The following is a 21704-nucleotide window of genomic DNA, read 5'->3' as shown; positions in this document are numbered from 1 at the left end:
TTTCTGGCACTTCCATTAATGATTACAATTTTCATGCGTGTATCCTCCAACTTCCGATTTGTATTTCTGTTTGTTTTAAAAATGGGCAACTCCGATTGGAATTGCCCACTCATTGCACTAATTATGCGATTTTTTCTTGCTTGCACCGATTTCTGCATCAATTGATGTAAGTTTGATGTAAATCGTTGTTTTTTTAGTTTTTTATCAAATGAAGTACGTCCCGTCTATTCGGTAAAACGGTACATCTTTACATCACGTCGACTGGCGTCTCCGTGCGTTTTTCGCCTTATGTCGGTGTTCGCAAGCGCACACCGCCGCAAGGCTCAGTTTCTCATCTTAATAGAGCTTTGCACCTGCTGGAATGTGGTTATCAACCATCAGAAGATGAAGCTTTTCTTCGCCTTCTTCTTCATGAATAGCACTGAGGAGCATACCGCAAGAGTCAATGCCCATCATAGCTCTCGGTGGAAGATTTGTGATAGCAATAAGAGTCTTTCCAACCAGTTCTTCCGGCTCATAAAAGCTATGAATACCGCTTAAAATGGTTCTGTCTGTGCCTGTTCCGTCATCAAGAGTAAACTGTAACAGCTTCTTTGACTTCGGTACTGCAACGCACTCTTTAACCTTTACTGCACGGAAATCTGACTTGCTGAATGTATCAAAATCAACCATTTCTTCAAACAATGGCTCGACTTTTACCTTAGAAAAATCAATCTTTTCAACCGGTTTTTCAGCCTCTGCCGAAGCTGCTTCGGAAGTCTTGGAAGCTTTCTTATCAGCGTCCAGTGACTTCATCGTCGGGAACAGCAGTACGTCACGGATTGCCTGGGAATCGGTCAGCAGCATAACCAGACGGTCGATACCGTATCCGATACCACCTGTCGGCGGCATACCGATCTCCAGTGCATTCAGGAAGTCTTCATCCGTATGATTTGCTTCCTCATCGCCAGCAGCAAACGCCTCTTCCTGTGCTTTGAAACGTTCTCTCTGATCGATCGGATCATTTAACTCAGAGTATGCGTTACACATCTCGCGGCCGTAGATATACATCTCGAAGCGCTCAACCAGCTCCGGATTGGACGGTTTTCTTTTGGTCAGCGGAGATACCTCAACCGGGTGATCCATAACGAAGGTCGGCTGAATCATCTTCTCCTCGCAGAACTCCTCGAAGAACAGGTTGATGATATCACCCTTCTTATGGCGCTCCTCAAATACAACATTGTGCTCTCTTGCGATTGCCTTTGCTTCCTCGTCAGTTTTAACAGTGTTGAAATCAACGCCGGAGTATTTCTTAACTGCATCGATCATGGTGATGCGCTCGAACGGCTTGGACATATCAATCACAGTGCCGTTATAGCTGATGACAGAGCTTCCGCAGACTTTCTCAGCCAGGTAGCGGAACATACTCTCGGTCAGTTCCATCATGCCCTCATAGTCGGTGTATGCCTGATACAGCTCCATCAGGGTAAATTCCGGGTTGTGACGGGTATCAACGCCCTCGTTACGGAATACACGGCCGATCTCGTAAACACGCTCTAAGCCGCCTACGATCAGTCTCTTTAAGTAGAGTTCCAGAGAAATACGCAGTTTTACATCTTCATCCAGAGCATTATAATGGGTCTCAAACGGACGGGCAGCCGCACCGCCGGCATTAGCTACCAGCATCGGGGTCTCCACTTCCATAAATCCGCGTCCATCCAGGAAATTGCGGATCTCCTTGAGGATCTGAGAACGTTTTACAAAGGTGTCTTTTACTTCCGGATTCATGATGAGATCCACATATCTCTGACGATAACGGATATCCGTGTTGGTCAGTCCGTGAAATTTCTCCGGCAGAATCTGCAGACTCTTGGACAGCAGTACGATGGACTCTGCGTGAACGGAGATCTCACCCATCTTGGTGCGGAATACGGTACCCTTGATTCCGACAATATCACCGATATCCATCTTCTTGAAATCTTTATAAGCCTCTTCGCCTACGCTGTCTCTGGCAACATAAGACTGGATATTGCCCTTTAAATCCTGCACATTGCAGAAAGATGCCTTACCCATCACACGTTTGGACATCATACGTCCTGCGATCGTAACCTCTTTGCCATCCATCTGCTCAAAGTTATCCTTGATCTCGCTGCTGTGTGCAGTTACATCAAATTTTGTAATCTGGAACGGATCCTTTCCGTTGTCCTGAAGGTCTTTCAGTTTCTCGCGGCGCACCTTTAATAACTGATTTAAGTCCTTCTCTTCGTTCTTATTCTGCTGATTCTGCTCTGCCACTTTCTCTTTCACTCCTTCGTCTCTTTATGATACTCGCTGGATGTCCAGGATCTTGTACTGGATAACGCCCGCCTGTGTCTCTACGTCTACGGTCTCGCCAGCTTTCTTGCCAAGCAGGGCACGACCAACCGGAGACTCGTTGGAGATCTTACCATCTAAGCTGTTTGCCTCGGTGGAACCTACGATCTTAAATTCCATCTCTTCATCCTCTTCGACATCCAGTACCTTTACCTGGCATCCGATGCTGATCTTATCCAGATCGATCTCATCCTCAACAACAACCTCTGCGTTTTTCAACAGTTTCTCAAGGTCTACGATTCTTGCCTCGATGTCTCTCTGTTCATCTTTTGCTGCATCATACTCAGCGTTCTCAGACAGGTCGCCCTGCTCTCTCGCCTCTTTGATCTTCTGTGCGATCTCCTGGCGTTTATTTACTTTCAGATCATGAAGTTCATCTTCATACTTTTTCAATCCTGTGTAAGTTAAAATGTTCTTCTTTTCTGCCATGACAGCTATCCTTCCTTCTATCGATTCATCATTGAATCCCCTAATAATTGCATCGCACTATTATACATGATTCTTGGTGTAATGTCAAGAATCACAAAGTGCCATAATGGCTTTAAAAACAAGGGAAAATCCTACATTTTCGTGCTTTTTCTGTGCCTTCCGATTTCGTCCACCCATGTAACACAACCATCGTTTTGATTCCACACATTCATCCTTCTCTTAAATTCTCTCATCCACCAGCCGTTCCAGCTCCTCCAGCGTCTCCACCTGGTTTATATCATTGCGAAGCGCCGACGAATGTGGAAATCCTGCCGTATACCATGCCACATGCTTACGCATCTCCCGCATTGCGATCTCCTCGCCGCGAAATTCCGTCTGAAGCGTCCCATGGCGGACAATCATCCTCTTTACTTCCTCCGCAGTCGGCGGCGGCAGAAGTTCTCCGGTTTCCAGATAGTGGAGAATCCGTTTAAACAGCCATGGATTTCCTTTCGCGCCGCGCGCCACCATGATGCCGTCGCAGCCGGTTTCTTCCTTCATTCTCTTGGCATCTTCCGGTGTAAATACATCACCGTTTCCCCAGACCGGGATTGAAACCGCCTCTTTGACCTGACGGATAATGTCCCAGTCCGCCTTTCCGGAATAATACTGCTCTCTCGTCCGTCCATGCACGGCTACCGCCGCCACGCCGCAGCTCTCTGCCATCTTCGCAAACTCAACCGCATTGATATTCGAATCATTAAATCCCTTGCGGAATTTGACCGTAACCGGTTTATGAAGTTTCTTTACCATCGCCGTCAAAATCTGCTCTGCCAGCTTCGGATCCTTCATCAGTGCCGAACCTTCGCCGTTATTGACAATCTTTGGCACCGGACAACCCATGTTGACGTCGATGATGGCATACGGTCCTTCCTCCAGCTGCAGCGCCATCTCGCTCATGATCTCCGGATCTGAGCCAAACAGCTGCACCGCAACCGGCTCTTCTTCCGGCCGCGTCTCTAATAACGGCTTTGTATTGCGGTTCTTATAAAGAAGCGCCTTCGCGCTGACCATCTCCGTGTACATCAAACCACATCCCTGCTCCTTACAGAGCAGACGGAACGGCAGATCCGTCACACCTGCCATCGGCGCAAGGGCGATTGCATTTTTTAATTCTACGTTTCCAATCTTCATTTTATTTCTAATCTTCCTGATACCGTTCCATCTGCTCGTCGTCTAACAGTTCGTCCGCCGGGATTCCCAGCACCTTCACCTTATAATACAGCTCCAGCGATTCCAGCAGCTCACGCTTCTCCGCCTGATACTGCTTGATTTTAAGCGCGCTTCCGATCTCGTCAAAGAGGTAATCATTCTCCTCCGCCTCAACCTTAAACTGCAGTCTGCCATCCGGCATAAACTCCAGCAAAATAATACCGCCGATGTCCTCTGTGTACATGACACACATGATCTGCAATTCCTGCTTAATTGACTCCGGCAGCCCCGAAAACTGCTCATTCAGATAATATTTTTCCACATACGAATTCGCACCGCAGAGTACGGTGGAGTCCCCATCTGTATTGGGATTCTGCATTTCTGCCATTTTCTTGCACCTCCATCTGTTTCATTTTCCATTGCCCACAAACAGGGCTGACGCACGAACGGAGAGCAGGCTCTCCCTTTATCCCTGAGAAGCCTGTTCTCCGTTCATATGCCAGCCCATCTCACAAGCAGCCATCAAATTCCTTAACGAATCAGCAGCTTACTAATCTCATACTGATCTTCCGGAATATCCTTCTTCATATTCAGCGCCTCCTGAATATCAAAATCCAGAAACTCGCCGTGCTTATACGCTACCACGCGGTTGGTCTTTCCTTTTTCCAGCAGCTCCACCGCCTTGGCGCCCATGATGGACGCATAGACGCGGTCTTTACAGGTCGGCGCGCCGCCTCGCTGCATATAACCAAGGATCGTCGCACGTGTCTCGATGCCGGTTGCCGCCTCGATTCGCTTCGCCATCGACGCGGAATGTCCGATGCCCTCGGCATTAATGATAATATGATGTCTCTTGCCGCGTTTCCGGTTATCGATGATGCGGTTGATCAGCATCTGCTCATTGCCATCGTACCGCTCCGGAAGCAGAATATCCTCGGCGCCGTTAGCGATACCGCACCACAGGGCGATATATCCCGCGTGGCGTCCCATAACCTCGATGATACTGCAGCGCTCATGGGAGGTGGAAGTATCTCTTACCTTATCGATCGCCTCCATCGCCGTGTTGATCGCGGTATCAAACCCGATCGTATAATCGGTGCAGGCAATATCCAGATCGATCGTGCCCGGAAGACCTACCGTATTGATTCCCAGCGCGGATAACTTTCCGGCGCCGCGGTAGGAACCATCGCCGCCGATGACGACCAGACCGTCAATGTTGTGCTTGCGGCAGATTTCTGCGCCGCGCTTCTGACCTTCCTCGGTCATAAATTCCGGACAGCGGGCTGTGTATAAGATCGTACCGCCACGGCCAATCGTATCTGCCACGCTGGTTCCGTCCATGTCCACAATCTCTTCCTGCAAAAGTCCAGCGTAACCACGCATGATACCTTTTACCTTCATGCCCTTGTTGATCGCAGTCCGGACCACCGCACGGATCGCTGCATTCATACCCGGCGCATCGCCGCCGCTTGTCAGTACACCAATCGTTTTAACCTCTTTTGCCATCGCTTATTCCTCCGTCCTAAGGCTTTCCGCTTCACATCCCCAACCGTGAACCAGCCGTTTTATTTTCGAATCTTTTGACCCTTCTGATACCAAATTGTTCTGCACTGCGTGCTACCACAATTTTCAAACAATTTTATTGTAATTCATTTTATAGGTCATTTCAAGATTTTTTATGATATTTTTTTAACATGTCGCCAAAGCGTGTTACTGTTCACACATACGTGCCCAGTTACCAAAGCTTCCAATGTCCAATGCAACTTTTAACACTTATGAAGAAATCTTCCCCAGCGGCTTCTCCACCACCTTGACGTTCTTCTCGCCCAGCATCTCGCTGAGCGTCGTCACCAGCGCCTCGCCTGCCCGCACATTCCAGTTGCGCGGCAGAACCTTTTTCGCGCGCTCACGTCCCAGGTAAATGATCACGGTGTCATTTCCATCACTTGTTTTCAGGAGGTCGAGAAGTTCTTTCTCTCCCGCCAGATACGCGTCCTTGTCCGCATACTGAATCCACAGCTCGCGCGGCACCTGCGAAAATGGGATAATCTGCTCGCAGATCAGTTTTCCGACCGGCTCATCGCCGACCGATGCGCGTCCGCGGATAAAGACTTTTTCATCCTTTATCAGCATATCGCGCCGTTTTTCATAATCCTTCGGGAATACCAGCACTTCCACACTTCCCGCCAGATCTTCCACCGTCAGGAACGCCATCATTTTGTTATTCCGGGTCGTCTTAACCGTTTTCTCGGTGATCATTCCGCCGATCGTCACATACGCGCCGTCGTGAATCACCGCCGAACCGGTCTCCTCATCCACAACAAAATCGGAGCTCTTCGCCGTCACATTTTTCTCCCAGGTGCCGATATATTCCTCCAGCGGATGCCCGCTGACGTAGACGCCCAGCATTTCTTTCTCGTATGCCAGATATTCTTCCCTCGAATACTCTCCGACATTCGGAAATGTGATCTGAAAACTCTTCTTGTCCTCTTCCGCTGCAAAATCAAAGAGTGACATCTGCCCTTCCATCGTATTTTTCTTCTCTTTATTCTTCTGATCGACCATCGAACCGCAGACCATACATTTCTGCTTGCGGGTTCCCGGCAGCCCGTCCATCGCACCGGATTTGATAAAGCTTTCCAATGTGCGCTTATTGACCTCCCTGCCCGACATCCGGTCAATGAAATCTTCCAGCGATCGGAATTTTCCATGTTCGGTCCGCTCCCGCACAATCTCATCCACCACCGACTGACCGATACTCTTGATCGCCGATAAACCATAGCGGATCGCACCGTCCGAAACGGAGAAGCCGCCCTCGCCCTCATTGATATCCGGCGGCATGATCTTCATCCCCATCTGACGGCAGCTCATGATATATTCCGATACCTTCGAAACATTATCCTTGACCGAGGTCATCAGCGCCGCCATGAATTCGACCGGATGGTAATATTTCAGATATGCCGTCTGGTAGGAGACAACCGCATACGCCGCCGCGTGCGACTTGTTGAAGGCGTATTTCGCAAAATCGATCATCTCATCGTAAATATGGTTCGCCGTCTTCTCGTCGATCCCATTCGCAATACAGCCCTTTACGCCCTCTTGTGCATTGCCGTAGACGAAATTCTGGCGTTCTTTCTCCATGACTGCCGCTTTTTTCTTTGCCATCGCACGGCGCACCAGGTCGCTTCGTCCCCAGGTATAGCCAGCCAGATCGCGCACGATCTGCATAACCTGCTCCTGATAGACGATACAGCCATAGGTCGGCGCCAGAATCGGTTCTAACTGCGGGCACTCATAGACAATCGAAGCCTTGTCATTTTTGCCTTTCAGATAACGTGGAATGAAATCCATCGGACCCGGACGATACAGGGAAATACCGGCGATCAGATCCTCCAGGTTTTCCGGCTTTAACTCTTTCATGAATCCTTTCATGCCGGAACTCTCCAGCTGGAACACACCGTCATTTTTGCCGGTTCCAATCGAATCCAGCACCTTTTTATCGTTGTAATCGATCCTATCTATATCAAGCGGTTTTCCGGTCGTTTTCTCCACCAGGCGAACCGCATTCTGGATAACCGTCAGGGTTCTAAGACCCAGAAAATCCATTTTCAGAAGTCCCAGCTCTTCCAGCGTCGTCATCGTAAACTGGGTCGTGATCGAACCGTCAGATGCCCTGGACAACGGCACATACTCATCGACCGCCGCACGGCTGATGACAACCCCCGCCGCATGCATGGAGGTATGTCTCGGCAGCCCCTCCAGACGTTTACTCATGTCGATCAGATATTTGACCGAATCGTCCGACTCATACGCCTCACGCAGATCCGGACTGGCTTTGAGCGCCTTGTCTAGCGTCATGCCGAGATCACCCGGAATCATTTTTGCGATCGCATCACACTGTGCATACGGCATATCGAGCGCGCGCCCCACGTCGCGGACGACACCCTTTGCCGCCAGCGTACCGAAGGTAACAATCTGCACGACGCGGTCTTTTCCGTATTTCCGCACGACATAGTCGATCACCTCCTGACGCCGTTCGAAACAGAAATCGACGTCGATATCAGGCATGGAAACTCGTTCCGGATTCAGGAAACGCTCGAAAATCAGCTGATAGCGGATCGGGTCGATGTCCGTGATCTCCAGACTGTACGCGACGATACTGCCCGCCGCCGAACCACGTCCCGGACCGACCATGATACCGTTTGATTTTGCAAAATGGATAAAATCCCACACAATCAGGAAATAATCGACATATCCCATCGAATGGATAACGTCCAGCTCATACCTCAGGCGCTCCCGCAGCGTCCCATCGTCGTTCGGGTAGCGCTTGTGAAAGCCCTCCCCGCAGAGCTTCTGCAGATATTCCCAGGACGTATATCCGTCCGGGACATCATACTGCGGCAGCTTCGTCACGCCAAACTCGATCTCGACATTGCATCTCTCGGCGATCTTGTGCGTGTTGTCAAGTGCTTCCTGTGCATACGGAAACAGCGCACGCATCTCCTCCTCGGATTTGACATAGAACTGCCCGCCCTCATAGCGCATCCGGTTCTCGTCCGTGACTTTTTTGCCCGTCTGGATACAGAGCAAAATATCGTGCGATTCCACATCTTCTTTATAAATATAGTGGCAGTCGTTCGTCGCCACCAGCGGAATCTGCAGTTCCTGGCTCATCCGCATCAAGCCCTGGTTGACCGTCCGCTGCGCCGGGATGCCGTGATCCTGCAATTCCAGAAAGAAATTGTCCGGTCCAAAGATATCGCGGTATTTCTGCGCCGACTTGCACGCTTCCTCATACATGCCTCTCGACAAATACCTCGGGATCTCGCCCGCCAGACACGCGCTGAGTGCAATAATGCCTTCATGGTAGGTTCTCAGCACCTCGTCATCCACACGCGGTTTATAATAAAATCCCTCGACAAATCCCTTGGAGACGATCTTCATCAGATTCTGATAGCCGGTATTATTTTCCGCCAGCAGAATCATATGATAATAGCGATCCTCGCCGCTTCCCGCCTCCCGGTCAAAACGCGATCCGGGCGCCACATAGATCTCACAGCCGATGATCGGCTTGATCCCATTTTCCCTGGCTGCCCGGTAAAAATCGATCACGCCGTACATGACGCCGTGGTCAGTAATCGCCAGACTGTCCATCCCCAGCTCCTTCGCCCGGGCGGTCAGTTCTTTTATTTTACTCGATGCGTCAAGCAGACTGTACTCTGTATGCACATGCAGATGTGTAAATGCCACCTTTTTCCTCCCATTCAGATCTTTTAAGGGACTGCCGTTTCCCGCGAAACGACACCCCCTCATCTATCAAAGCTCTTGTTTAACTGTTGCGTCCCCTGTCTCTTTCCGAAAAACGGTCAGAAATCTGGATTTCTACTGATTGCTCAGATATTTCTCAATTCCCTCGATCGCACTCTCCTCGTCGCTGCCATCAGCCGTTACCTTTACGTGCGCGCCCTCTGCCAGTCCCAGCGTCATCATGCCCATGATGCTCTTTGCATTGACGCGTTTTTCTTCACTTTCCACATAGATGCTGCTCTCATACTGGCTTGCTACCTGCACCAGCATCGCCGCAGGACGTGCCTCCAGACCTGAACTCAAACCAATTCTGATTTCCTTACTTGTCATAATATCCTCCTCATCGAGCCCCGCTCGAAAAAAACGGCAAAATCCGCTGCCACTACTGTATCGCACGGAATTTTCCATCCAGGAAATTCCTGCCTGTGAACAATAACCTAACTTTACTCGCCCCGCTCTTCGCGGAGGCTTTCAGCTACTGCACTTATCTTTCTGAGCCTGTGATTGACTCCCGATTTTCCAACTGGATGGCTCAGATTCTCCCCCAATTCCTTCAAGGTTGCATCCGGCATCTCCAGACGAACCTGTGCTACCTCTGAAAGAAGCTCCGGCAAGTAATCCAGCCCGACCGTATCACGGATGTATGTGATATCCGCAAGCTGCTTGACTGCCGCCGAAACAGTCTTATTGATATTGGCAGTCTCGCAGTTGACCTGACGGTTGACGCTGTTTCGCATTTCTTTCAGGATCCGGATATTTTCCAGCTCCATCAATGCCACATGCGCTTCCATCAGCCCCAGAAGTTCCACAATCTGACTGCCTTCTTTTATATATACCACATAATACTTCTTTCTGACAACTATTTTCGCATCGATGTCGAATGTCAGAATCACATTCTGAAGCTGCACCGCCTTTTCAAGCGACGCGCATACGATCTCAAAATGATAAAATTTCTCCGGATCGCTTAAGGATCCGGCTGCCAGAAAAGCGCCCCGGATAAATGCCTTCTTGCAGCACGCATTCTGAATCACCAGATTCCGCACCACCGAAAGGTTTTCCCCGACATTTCCCTGCGCATCCACCATCTTGACCGCCTCCAGCACCCGGAGTGCATTTTCGTGATCGCGCACCAGAAGCGTATAAGAACGGCTCTTTTTTAAAAATGCATTGCGCCGGATCGAAATGTCCGCCTTAATATTAAATGTATTTTTCAATAATGTAAAGTATTTTCGTGCAACCGCTACGTTTTCCGTGTGGATCCGTATGCTGAAATGATCCTCTTCATCGATATGAATCTTGCCGCAAAGGCTCAAAATCGCCGCCAGCTCTGCAATCTGGCAGTGCCTCGCCTTGCTCAGCTGATGCGACAGCTCTTCCTTTACCCGGGCTGAAAATGACAAAGTTCTCTACCTCCGTTTACCCTTTTGTCCGGTTATCCATCTCTATGTCCCGATGTTCCAGTTTAAGCCCTATTTCCGAGTGCTCCTTGAGGCGCTCATAGAGCCGGTTCGCCACCGTAACTGAACGGTGCTTTCCACCGGTACATCCTACGGCTATGACAAGCTGATTCTTTCCTTCTTTTACATAGTACGGAAACAGGAAGTCAATCATGTCATAGAGTTTATCCAAAAATACATCTGCCGTCCCGCCGCGGCGCACAAAGTCCTGCACCGCCTTCTCATTGCCGGTATGGCTTCTTAAATTCTCATCATAATAAGGATTCGGCAGGAAACGAACATCAAACACCAGATCCGCATCCGACGGAATCCCATATTTAAAGCCAAAGCTTAAGATCGTCACAAAGAGGCTGGAAAAGCGCTCGCGCCCCATAAAAATACGTTCCAGTTCCGCCTTGAGCTCCCGCGTCAGAAGCGTGCTGGTGTCCAGAATATAGTCCGCCCGCTTTTTCAGGAAATCGAGTTTCAGGCGCTCTTTCGCAATACCGCGGTCCAGCCGCTCTTTTCCTGCCAGCGGATGGGAACGGCGCGTTTCCTTATATCGCTTGATCAGCACCTCATCGCTGGCATCCAGAAACAGGATCTCATACGGAAACTGGATGTTATTCCAATCATTCAGTGTTCCCTCCAGCTGTGCCAGCTCGTCGCCGCTGCGTACATCGATTCCCAACGCTGCACAGCTTACCTCCCCGCTGCTGCTCTGCACCAGCTCCGCAAATTTTCCTACCAGCGGGATCGGGAGATTGTCAACACAGTAAAATCCCATGTCCTCCAGCATTTTCAGTGCCGCCGTCTTTCCGGCTCCCGACATACCGGTTACGATCACAAGCCGCATATTGTTCCTCCCTTTTCCATACTCTATATATCTTAATATCTTAAAAGCCCAGCATCTTTACTTCCGTCTCCAGTTTCACCCCAAACTGCTCATACACGCGCTTCTGCACCGTCCCACACAGCCCCGCGATGTCCGAAGCCGTCGCATGGTCGCGGTTGATAACGAAACCACAGTGTTTCTCCGACACCTGTGCGCCGCCCTCCTGATAGCCGCGAAGTCCGGCATCTTCGATCAATTTTCCGGCGAAATAGCCCTCAGGGCGCTTAAAGGTGCTTCCGGCACTCGGATATTCCAGCGGCTGTTTTTCCCGCCGTTTGGCTGCCAGTTCATCCATCCGCACCCTGATCGCTTCCGGATCACCTTTCTCCAGACGGATCCGCGCCGATAAAACGATATATCCGCGCTCCGGGATGCAGCTGTGGCGGTAACCCAGATCCAGTTCTTCCGTTTTAAGCTCTTTTACCTCGCCGTCCGGCGTCATCACGCGCACAGATTCCAGCACATCCTTTAATTCTCCGCCGTAAGCGCCCGCATTCATGACCGCCGCGCCGCCCACGGTTCCAGGAATCCCGGCTGCAAACTCAAATCCGGTCATTCCATCTTTCTGCGCCTCCCTGGCGGCACGCGAAAGCAGCACACCGGCGCCCAGCTCGTAGACGCCCGGTTCGCCCTCCGGACGAACCACCTCTGTAAACTGGCTTCCCAGAAGGATCATCACGCCCGGATAGCCCGCATCACTGACAAGCAGATTGCTTCCATTTCCTAATATGTAATACGCTTTCTCTGCCTCCCGGCACGCCGCCAGCACTGCCGCCAGCTCTTTTTCGCCCTCCGGGGTCACAAAATAGCGGGCTGGTCCACCAGCCCGAAAGGTCGTATGTGCGCTCATCGGCTCCTGCTCCCGCACGGAAGCAGCGCCGATGGCATCACAAAGTTTCTGATAAAAATTAGACATATCTATTTTCCTTTATTCATTTCATAACGGCTCCATCCCTTGCAAGTCGGGATTTCCGCACTAAATCACACGAATCAGACTGCGTGAATCGTTCCATTAATCTCTTCTTGCCAAGTTCGCCTGTACCCGCTTGTACAGTTCTTTCGCCGCATTATATCCCATCTTCTTGGTACGATAGTTGACTGCCGCCGACTCTACGATGATTGCCAGGTTACGTCCCGGACGGATCGGAATTGAATGGCATACAATCTTGTTGCCAAGGAACTCGGTATACTGATCTTCCATGCCAAGGCGGTCATACTCCTTGTCCTTATCCCACTCTTCCAGCTTGATTACCATGTCAATCGACTGTGTATCCTTTACGCTCTCTACACCGAACAGCGTCTTGACATCGATAATGCCGATACCGCGAAGCTCGATGAAATGACGGGTAATATCCGGTGCCGAACCGATCAGGGTTTCATCGCTGACGCGGCGGATCTCGACCACATCATCGCTGACGAGACGGTGACCGCGCTTAATCAGTTCCAGCGCTGCCTCACTCTTGCCGATACCGCTCTCGCCCATAATCAGGACACCCTCGCCAAATACATCGACCAGTACGCCGTGAATGCTGATCATCGGCGCCATCTTGACGTTCAGCCAGCGGATGATCTCCGCCATCAGATCCGAAGTCGTCTTCTCCGATACCATGCACGGAACCCCATAATGGTTACACAGCTCCAGCACTTCCTCCTCCGGTGCCATGCCGCGGCTATATACCAGACATGGTATACCCGAAGACAGCAGTTTGTCAAACATTTCCCGGCGGCGCTGCGGAGTCAGGGTCGAGATGTACGCATTTTCCACATAACCGATGATCTGCACACGGTCCTTGTCAAAATGGTCGAAAAATCCAGTCAGCTGCAATGCCGGACGGTTCACATCCGCATGCACCAGCATAACATTGTCCGTCTCCAGCTCCGGCGTCATATTGCGAAGCCCCATCTTATCGATCAGTTCTGTTATCGTCACTCCACCCATACTTTTGTCTCCTTTTATTTTTACTATTGTCTACATCCTATCACATCTTCCCCTGCTTGTCATCACGGAAAAATATATAGACTGCCTCGGCAGCTGCCCGGTTCATCTGTGGCGCAGCTTCCAGCTCCTCCACGCTCGCCTCCCGGACTGCTTCGATCGTCTTGAACGTCCGCATCAGAGACTTACGGCGCGCTGGTCCGATACCCTTGATATCATCCAGCACGGAGCGCACCTGCTCCTTGCCCCGGAGACTCCGGTGGTACTCGATCGCAAACCGGTGCGCCTCGTCCTGAATCCGGGTGATCAGCTGAAATCCTTCCGAATGGCGATCGATTGGAATTTCCACATTCTGATAATACAATCCCCTCGTCCGGTGGTTATCATCCTTTACCATGCCACAGACCGGGATTTCCAGCTGAAGCTCTCTTAATACCTCCAGCGCGATATTAACCTGTCCGCGTCCGCCATCCATCATCAGCAGATCTGGAAAACGCGTAAAACTTCCCATCGCCAGATCGCCGCCCTCGGCTTGCAGTTTCTTCGTCTCCTCCAGGCCATGGGAAAACCGCCGCAGCAGCACCTCGCGCATTGAAGCGTAATCGTTCGGTCCCTGCACCGTCCGGATGCGAAATTTGCGGTAATCATTGCGTTTCGGACGTCCATTTTCGTAGACAATCATCGAACCGACCGACTCAAAACCGCTGATATTGGAAATATCGTAGGCTTCTACCCGCTTGATTCCCGAAAGTCCGATCCACGATCCAATCTGGTTCATCGCCCCGATCGTCCGAAGTTCCTCGCGCTTGATCTTCTCCTTATCCTGGGAGAGCACCATCTTCGCATTCTTCTCCGCCAGCTCGACCAGCCGCTCTTTCTCGCCCATCTTTGGCACGACAAAGCGCACCTTCTGTCCCCGGCGCGCCGTCAGGAAGCTGGCGATAACCTCCGCGTCCTCTAACTCCTCCTGCACCCAGATCTCATGCGGCACAAACGGCGTTCCCGCGTAAAACTGTTTGACGAAGCTGTTTAAAATTTCTGCCTTGCTCTCCGAGCCGGTCAGATTCATATGGAAATGTTCCCGCCCAATAAGCTTGCCATCGCGCACGAAAAACACCTGCACAACCGCATCGCGCTCATCCTTCGCCATCGCGATAATATCCCGATCTTCCATGCTCTGGCTCGTAATCTTCTGCTTCTGCGCCACCTTTCTGACACTTTCAAGCAGATCCCGGTACTCAATCGCCTTCTCAAACTCCATCGTCTCGGACGCCGTCCTCATCTTTTCTTCCAGATATTTCATGACCGGCTCATACTGTCCATTTAAAAAACCGACCGCCTGCTTCACCGATTTCTGATAATCTGCCTGTGAAATATACCCCTGACATGGCGCGTCGCACTGGTGAATATGGTAATAGAGGCACGGACGGTCCTTTCCCATATCCTGCGGCAGCTTCCGGCTGCACGCCCGGATCCGGTATATCTTCCGAATCAGCTCGATTGTGTCTTTGACTGCTCCCGCGCTCGTAAAAGGACCAAAATACTTATTTTTATCCTTTTTCATCTGGCGTGAAAACAAGATCCGCGGGTACTCCTCCGAAGCCGTCACCTTGATGTACGGGTACGTCTTGTCATCCTTGAGCATCGTATTGTAGCGTGGGCGGTGCTCTTTGATCAGGTTGCACTCCAGCACCAGCGCTTCCAGCTCCGAATCCGTCACGATATACTCAAAACGTGCTATCTTCGAGACCATCTGCTTGATCTTCGCCGTCTTATCCCGGCTGCTCTGGAAATATTGACGGACTCGGTTTTTCAGGCTGATCGCCTTGCCGACATAGATGATCGCGTCCTTCGCATCGTGCATAATATAAACACCCGGCTGCCCCGGCAGTTTTTTCAGTTCTTCTTCTATTTGAAACATCTCAAACCATCCTGTTTTGTAATCTGCTGCCACCACGTTTTCTTACGGCACTTTCGGTTCCAAAAGTGCCTACCCGTGAACAGTTACCCAGACTCTTCTGCCAGACAGCCGCTCACTTTCCATACCGCAGGCGCGGTGCATCGTACCTCTGCTGCATCCGGATGCACTGACGGATCGCGTCCAGCTCTTCCTCCACGCTTCCACCGACCGGATTCATATCCAGACAGAAGCAGAGACTGTCGAGATCCCGCTTGTCCACCTTGCCGCTCATTCTCTGGAGCACTTCCAGCCTGCCCTCGGTCGTTTCCTGATCCAGAAATTCTGCCACAAGCGGATGCAGCTCCGGTTCCTCCTGCGGTATGTCCCAGGAATGAGTGGCTGCGTCAGACATTTTCGAACGGCGAACACCTTCATTTACGACATGAGTCGTTCTGGTTGTCCTTATTTCCTGCTGTTTCGAATTTTCCCACGGACCCGCCGCAATCCGCTCAAACCGGTATCTCTGCGCCGCCTCCGGATATTTTACCCGATCTACCTCTTCCATAAACATAGAAAGCGGTCTAACCCAGACGCCATATTCTCCATAGAGCGCCTGATAGACAACCATCTTTTCCCCCGTTTCCGAGTGGGTCGCCACCGCCAGAATCTGATATTCTTTATTTTTAAAATGCCGGTACCGCTCGCCCGGCTTTGGAATTTCCCGCATGAATGCTGATACCTCCTTAAAACATCTCGCTAAGTGTTCACATTATATCACGATTCGCCGTTCGCCTTAAATCTGCAAGCAGCTTTCTGGCTCACTTGCGCTCATTATATCATAAGAACGTATTCTCACCCGTCCACTCACGAACCCGCGCTATCGCGCTCCACCGCCCTGCTTCGCATGGCTGTTCGTTCGTTAATGGCGCAAGAAAAGAATATGTCTGCTTCGCAGCCGCATTCTTTTCTTCTGCGCTCATTATATCACATTTTGTATGCCCTTTTCTGTTTTTTATCAATTTACATCCAGATTTTCTCCATCCCCATCGCCTGTACACAAAAATTTTCGCCAGAAAATATTACATTTCCGAAAACCAAATCCGTCATTTTTCCGATTTTAAAATTTTTTTATTTTTCCTCTACTCAAATAGACTTTTTTGTAGGATAATAGTACTAATTGTGATTCTTTGCGGTCTGCTGTGCTGCGTTCATTTCACACAAAGAGCATCGACATAAACAACTGCGAATGGCAGTCTGTGCCGGACATGGACTGTGACCTGGCGGCGCAATCATCCATACAAACATATGATTTTCATCCCACCAGATGGAAACCGGCATCTGCCCCCACCGCGATACCGGTATTCTGTGCGGGACGAAACTAAGAACGGAGGATTAGATGAAAATCGGTTTTGACAACAACAAATACCTGAAAATGCAGTCGGAACATATCCGTGAGCGTATCAACCAGTTCGGTGATAAGCTCTACCTCGAATTTGGCGGAAAACTGTTCGATGACTACCACGCATCCCGGGTTCTTCCGGGCTTTGCACCTGACAGCAAGCTGCGGATGCTTCTGCAGTTAGCGGATCAGGCGGAGATCGTCATCGTCATCAGTGCTGCGGATATCGAGAAAAACAAAGTACGTTCCGACCTCGGCATTACTTACGACGTAGACGTACTCCGTCTGATTCAATCCTTTACCGACAAGGGACTCTATGTTGGAAGCGTTGTAATCACCCACTATTCCGGGCAGAACACTGCGGATGTCTTCAAACACAAGCTCGAATCCATGGGCATCAAGGTTTACCGCCACTACACCATCGACGGTTATCCGGGCAATGTTCCGCTGATCGTCAGCGATGAAGGTTATGGTAAAAATGATTACATTGAAACCAAACGTCCACTCGTTGTTGTCACCGCGCCGGGACCGGGAAGCGGAAAAATGGCAACCTGCCTTTCCCAGCTCTACCACGAGAACAAACGCGGCGTCAAGGCTGGATATGCCAAATTTGAGACCTTCCCGATCTGGAATATCCCGTTAAAGCACCCGGTCAACCTGGCATACGAGGCAGCGACCGCTGACTTAAACGATGTCAACATGATCGATCCGTTCCATCTGGAGGCTTATGGTGTGACAACGGTCAACTACAACCGTGACATCGAGATTTTCCCGGTTCTGAGCGCTATTTTCGAGGGAATCTACGGCGAGAACCCGTACAAATCCCCGACTGATATGGGCGTCAATATGGCAGGAAACTGCATCATTGACGACGAAGCCTGCTGCGAGGCATCCCGTCAGGAAATCCTGCGCCGCTACTATCAGGCATTAAACCGCGTTGTCAAAGAGGATGTCGGCAAAGAGGAAGTTTATAAGATCGAACTTCTGATGAAGCAGGCAAAACTGACCACCGATATGCGCAAGGTTGTTCCGGCTGCCCTGAAACGCGCCGAAGAAACCGGTGCTCCGGCTGCTGCCATCGAACTTCCGGACGGAACCATCGCCACCGGAAAGACAACCAACCTGCTCGGCGCTTCCGCTGCCCTGCTTCTGAATGCTGTCAAGGTACTTGGCAATATTCCGCACGATGAGCACCTGATCTCCCCGATCGCGATCGAGCCGATCCAGAAGCTGAAAGTCGAGTACCTCGGAAGCCGCAACCCGCGTCTCCACACCGATGAAGTTCTGATCGCGCTGTCCATGTGCGCCGCTACCAACAAACACGCACAGATCGCCCTGGAACAGCTCGAAAAACTGCGCGGCTGCCAGGTTCACACCTCCGTCATGCTGTCGGAGGTTGATATCAAGACCTTCAAACGTCTCGGCATCGAACTGACCTCCGAGCCGGTATATGAGCACAACCGCCTGTACCAGTAATTGATATAATCCTATATAAATAACGGCTGTATCTCAGCAAAACAGAACTCATAGATTTTTCAATATATGGATTCACATTGCTGAAATACAGCCGTTCTATTTATTGTATAAATATTTCTTTTATGCTATACATCACTTTTATTTCCGGTCGAACGAGCTTCCACCGCGCATCTCATCCTCATTTGGACTCTCTGCTGCTACAGCTTCTGCCGATTCCGGTGTTTCGTCCGCCGGTGCTTCATCCGCCGGTTTTCCTTCCAGCTTCTGCTGGTTCTGTGAGTTTTCCGCGTTCGTTTCTTCCGCAGTCTTTATCGGCTGAACCTCATCGCCTGTCTTCGCAGCCTCCGGCATCTCAATCCGGCTCTCGCCTTCCTGTTTCTTTTCCTCCAGCTCCGGGATTCCCTTTACCTCATGGAAAATCTTCATGAATTCTTTACCGGTGATCGTCTCTTTCTCAATCAGGAACGCCGCAATCTTATCAAGCGCCTCGCGGTTTTCACTCAGCAGGCGTTTCGCCTCCTCATAAGAAACCTTCAAAATATGCATGACTTCCTTGTCAATCTCTGCCGCCGTCATATCACTGCAATTCAGGACAGTTCTCCCGTTCAGGTACTGATTTTCCTGGCTTTCCAGACCCATCAGACCGAACTTCTTGGACATACCGTACTGGGTTACCATCGCACGCGCGATCCGGGTTGCTTTTTCAATATCATTTGACGCACCTGTCGTTACCGTATCAAAAACGATCTCCTCAGCCGCACGTCCGCCTAAAAATCCGACCAGCATCGCGCGGATTTCCTTCTCGGTATTTAAGTACTTCTCTTCCTCAGGCACCTGCATGACATAGCCAAGCGCACCCATGGTACGCGGCACAATCGTGATCTTCTGTACCGGCTCCGAGTCCTTCTGCAGGGCGCTGACCAGCGCATGACCCACCTCATGATACGAAACAATCTGGCGCTCTTCCTGGCTCAGGATGCGGTCTTTCTTCTCTTTGCCAACCAGAACCAGCTCAACTGCCTCAAATAAATCCTTCTGGGAAACGGCTTTCCTGCCATTCTTAACGGCTGTGATCGCCGCCTCGTTCATCATATTGGCAAGATCCGCACCTACAGCGCCAGATGTCGCCAGCGCGATCTCCTCGAAATCAACCGTCTCATCCAGTTTTACATCCTTGGAATGTACCTTTAAAATCTGCACACGCCCCTTTAAATCCGGCTTATCCACGATAATTCGGCGGTCAAAACGTCCCGGACGAAGCAGCGCCGGATCCAGAATCTCCGGGCGGTTCGTCGCCGCCATGACTAAAAGACCCTTGGAGGAATCAAATCCATCCATCTCCGAAAGGAGCTGGTTTAACGTCTGCTCACGTTCATCGTTGCCGCCCAGACGGGAATCACGGCTTTTACCGATCGCATCCACCTCATCGATGAAAATGATACACGGAGCCGACTGCTGCGCCTGCTTGAACAGGTCACGCACACGGGATGCGCCGACGCCGACAAACATTTCCACAAAATCTGAACCGGACAGAGAGAAAAACGGAACCTTCGCCTCTCCAGCTACTGCCTTGGCAAGAAGTGTTTTACCGGTTCCTGGCGGTCCGACTAACAACGCACCCTTCGGCAGTTTCGCACCAATCTTCGTATATTTTCCCGGGTTATGCAGGAAATCAACAATCTCCGTCAGAGACTCCTTCGCCTCATCCTCGCCTGCCACATCCTTGAACGTAACGCCGGTCTCTTTCTGTACATATACTTTGGCATTGCTCTTGCCGACACCCATGATGCCGCCTCCGCCGCCCATGCGCTTCATCATCATATTGAAAATGACGAACATCGCTGCAATCGGAAGCACCCACTCAAGCAGAAGCATGATAATACTGCCTGTCGCGTCCACTTCTGCCTGTTCATAGGTCGTAACACCAGCTTCATCCAGCTTCTTCTCCAAATCCGGATCGTTGATCGGAATCGTATAGTACTCCATTCCTACCAGATTTCCGTATTTGCCCTGGCTGCCGCCATATTTCTTCGAATCTTCCTTCGGCGTGATCTGAATCTTTCCATTGCCAATCACAACCGATTCTACCTCGTGATCCTTAAGCATCTGATTAAACTCGCTGTACGGCATCTTGTGCGTGCGGCTGCTCTGCCAGAGGTTGTGCATCATCGCCACGCAGAGAAGCGTAAACAGCATCGTCATGATCAGCACTGCATAATTCTGACCGCGGGGATTTTTTCCATTTTTATTCTGGTTTCCCTTATTATCCATACACTTTCTCCATTCTGTGTCACTGTACATCCGGAATCTGCCACATCAGGTTACTCAAAAGCTCCTCTAAATCTGCCGCATCTGCTTCTCATCCGGCTTCATGCCCGCTTTTCTTCCCCGTCAGCGCACAAATTTCTGCGTACTCTTATCCATTATAGTGGCAGATTGCCTATAAATCAAGAAGTGAAAATATTAAAAACTTGTGAACTCCTTATAAAATATAGGTGTTTTCTCTGCATATATGAAATGCCATCAAAATCATCCGCTGTGTATCTCTTCCCGATACAGTTACCTCGTCACAGTTATTCGAAAAATTGCTTTTTAAAAAGTCCCCATTTACATTTGTGTGTCTGATGTATCAACAGTATAATGATACATTTCACGAATTGCGTATGCAATTAGAAAATCAAGTAGTCCAAATTCCATAAAATGAAATTTTAGGGCAAATTACAGACATTGGCTTGGCTGTAGTATTTTTAAACAACGTGTGTTAGACTACTGTTATACAAATCGGGATTGACCGAACTCTTTGAGAAAAATAGGAGGAAGCAGCTTTTTATGTTGTACTTAAAATCAGCTAATTTGGAAGATATTGAAAAGGAATACGAATTTATTACTAATACCCCTTCCAATGAAAATGGATTTACGAATTTTGCGTCTGGATGTTCAAGAAAGGAATTTGAAATAAAAATATTACCTGGTTATATTAATGCTGAAAAGGGAATTGATCTGGCTGATGGATGGGTTCCAGAAACGGATTTTTTCTTATGGGATGATGAGAAAATAGTAGGATTATTTCGCGTGCGTCATTACCTTACTCCTGCACTTGCAAACGGAGGAGGCCATATAGGATATGGAATAAAGAAAGAATTCAGAGGCAAGGGATACGCCTCGGAAGGGTTGAGATTGACAATCGAAAAAGCCTGGCACATTATTAAAGAAGACGAAATATATATGTCTGTTCATAAGGATAATATGGCATCTTTGCGTGTGCAGATTAAAAATGGGGCCTATATTCATCACCAAGATGAAAAAGAGTTTTATACCAGAATAAAACGATAAATTCCCGTTTATTGGGAAGTCACAGAGAACGAAAAATCGGAATTTGGAGG

At 50.0% G+C, this 21704-nt stretch carries 16 protein-coding genes; 2 read left to right on the top strand and 14 right to left on the bottom strand.

Annotated elements, in window-relative coordinates; translation table 11 throughout:
- Window positions 1-336: 336 nt before the first annotated feature.
- The 13 genes from lysS to DW739_RS12800 form a co-directional block, all read right to left on the bottom strand.
- Complete coding sequence (gene lysS, locus DW739_RS12860; protein ID WP_118743182.1) at window positions 337-2274, bottom strand: lysine--tRNA ligase; 1938 nt, start codon at window positions 2272-2274, stop codon at window positions 337-339.
- 24 nt (window positions 2275-2298) lie between these two features.
- On the bottom strand, window positions 2299-2781 hold the full coding sequence (gene greA, locus DW739_RS12855; protein ID WP_107001044.1) for a transcription elongation factor GreA: 483 nt from the start codon (window positions 2779-2781) through the stop codon (window positions 2299-2301).
- A gap of 219 nt (window positions 2782-3000) precedes the next feature.
- The gene (gene dusB, locus DW739_RS12850; RefSeq protein WP_117795850.1) at window positions 3001-3954 is read right to left on the bottom strand and encodes a tRNA dihydrouridine synthase DusB; all 954 of its coding nucleotides are present in this window, start codon (window positions 3952-3954) and stop codon (window positions 3001-3003) included.
- Window positions 3955-3961: 7 nt separating this feature from the next.
- Entirely contained in the window at window positions 3962-4360 is a 399-nt protein-coding gene (locus DW739_RS12845) for a DUF6145 family protein (protein ID WP_022359305.1), read from the bottom strand.
- Between the two features lie 143 nt (window positions 4361-4503).
- Entirely contained in the window at window positions 4504-5478 is a 975-nt protein-coding gene (gene pfkA, locus DW739_RS12840; protein WP_022359304.1) for a 6-phosphofructokinase, read from the bottom strand.
- Between the two features lie 267 nt (window positions 5479-5745).
- Entirely contained in the window at window positions 5746-9222 is a 3477-nt protein-coding gene (locus tag DW739_RS12835; protein ID WP_118743176.1) for a DNA polymerase III subunit alpha, read from the bottom strand.
- A gap of 132 nt (window positions 9223-9354) precedes the next feature.
- The gene (locus DW739_RS12830) at window positions 9355-9609 is read right to left on the bottom strand and encodes an HPr family phosphocarrier protein (protein WP_107001048.1); all 255 of its coding nucleotides are present in this window, start codon (window positions 9607-9609) and stop codon (window positions 9355-9357) included.
- Between the two features lie 113 nt (window positions 9610-9722).
- Window positions 9723-10679: a DNA-binding protein WhiA gene (whiA, locus tag DW739_RS12825; protein WP_022359301.1), complete on the bottom strand. Its 957-nt coding sequence runs from the start codon at window positions 10677-10679 to the stop codon at window positions 9723-9725.
- 16 nt (window positions 10680-10695) lie between these two features.
- A complete protein-coding gene (rapZ, locus tag DW739_RS12820) occupies window positions 10696-11571 on the bottom strand; it encodes an RNase adapter RapZ (RefSeq protein ID WP_022359300.1) in 876 nt (291 codons plus the stop codon).
- Window positions 11572-11611: 40 nt separating this feature from the next.
- Complete coding sequence (gene murB / locus DW739_RS12815; protein ID WP_118522556.1) at window positions 11612-12526, bottom strand: UDP-N-acetylmuramate dehydrogenase; 915 nt, start codon at window positions 12524-12526, stop codon at window positions 11612-11614.
- Window positions 12527-12622: 96 nt separating this feature from the next.
- Window positions 12623-13549 (bottom strand): HPr(Ser) kinase/phosphatase, encoded by a 927-nt coding sequence (hprK, locus tag DW739_RS12810; RefSeq protein ID WP_022359298.1) that lies wholly within the window; start codon window positions 13547-13549, stop codon window positions 12623-12625.
- 40 nt (window positions 13550-13589) lie between these two features.
- Window positions 13590-15467, bottom strand: coding sequence for an excinuclease ABC subunit UvrC (gene uvrC, locus DW739_RS12805; protein WP_118467289.1), 1878 nt, complete (start codon window positions 15465-15467; stop codon window positions 13590-13592).
- 112 nt (window positions 15468-15579) lie between these two features.
- Window positions 15580-16173, bottom strand: coding sequence for a DUF1653 domain-containing protein (locus DW739_RS12800; RefSeq protein WP_022359296.1), 594 nt, complete (start codon window positions 16171-16173; stop codon window positions 15580-15582).
- Window positions 16174-16842: 669 nt separating this feature from the next.
- Here DW739_RS12800 and DW739_RS12790 point away from each other — a divergent pair.
- Window positions 16843-18321 carry a DUF1846 domain-containing protein gene (locus tag DW739_RS12790; RefSeq protein WP_022359314.1) on the top strand — a complete coding sequence of 493 codons (1479 nt, stop codon included), beginning with the start codon at window positions 16843-16845 and terminating at the stop codon, window positions 18319-18321.
- A gap of 138 nt (window positions 18322-18459) precedes the next feature.
- Here the strand turns inward: DW739_RS12790 and ftsH are convergent, their stop codons facing one another.
- Entirely contained in the window at window positions 18460-20592 is a 2133-nt protein-coding gene (ftsH, locus tag DW739_RS12785) for an ATP-dependent zinc metalloprotease FtsH (protein WP_118743174.1), read from the bottom strand.
- A gap of 558 nt (window positions 20593-21150) precedes the next feature.
- Here ftsH and DW739_RS12780 point away from each other — a divergent pair.
- Complete coding sequence (locus tag DW739_RS12780) at window positions 21151-21654, top strand: GNAT family N-acetyltransferase (RefSeq protein ID WP_118743173.1); 504 nt, start codon at window positions 21151-21153, stop codon at window positions 21652-21654.
- Window positions 21655-21704 lie beyond the last annotated feature (50 nt).

The organism is Clostridium sp. AM28-20LB (assembly GCF_003480665.1).
Taxonomy (GTDB): domain Bacteria; phylum Bacillota; class Clostridia; order Lachnospirales; family Lachnospiraceae; genus Otoolea; species Otoolea fessa.
This window is presented reverse-complemented; position numbering and strand designations above follow the sequence as displayed.